The organism is Lactobacillus sp. C449L, from assembly GCF_059900815.1.
Genome location: NZ_JBWXGA010000123.1, coordinates 1 through 484, shown reverse-complemented (window position 1 = coordinate 484; position 484 = coordinate 1). Strand labels below are relative to the sequence as shown.

1 protein-coding gene is annotated in these 484 nt (G+C 57.6%); it reads right to left on the bottom strand.

Annotated elements, in window-relative coordinates; genetic code table 11:
* The coding region (locus tag AC2JF9_RS08620) for a hypothetical protein (protein WP_500726941.1) at positions 1-186 on the bottom strand (186 nt) is incomplete at its 3' end.
* Between the last annotated feature and the right edge of the window lie 298 nt (positions 187-484).

The window sequence follows — 484 nt, the reverse complement described above, 5'->3', positions numbered from 1 at the left end:
CATCAGTGGGCGTTCGGACACGGGCCGCCATTCGATTTCCCCTAGGGAGTTCAGCAGGCGTCCTGGCTCGTTTTCGAGAACCTCGGCCCATCGCTCGAGGCGTTCCGGCCGGGTCATGTGCAGCCGGTCTCGGCAGGTCCCGATGGCAGCAATGCGACGTAGATCATCCAGATCGTGGTGTTGCATCGGTCTCTCCTGAGTATGGGACACCAAGGATGCTTCCGGCCGGTTGGGGACCGCACTGATCTTCGTCAGGTGACAAGGAGAACATTAAAATGTGAACCTGGTTTAATTCGACTCGGCGTTAATCATTCATGACCAGTGCGTACTGGAGTGAGGATGCGACGAGCGTTGGCTCGCAGGCGGCGTGAAGCCAGTGACCCCCGGTGTCCAAACAGGTTGGGATTGTGTACGGATGTGGGACCCATCCCGCTTCCTATCTCCAGTTTGGGCAAAGCTATCACGATATGGATGACTTCTGGGC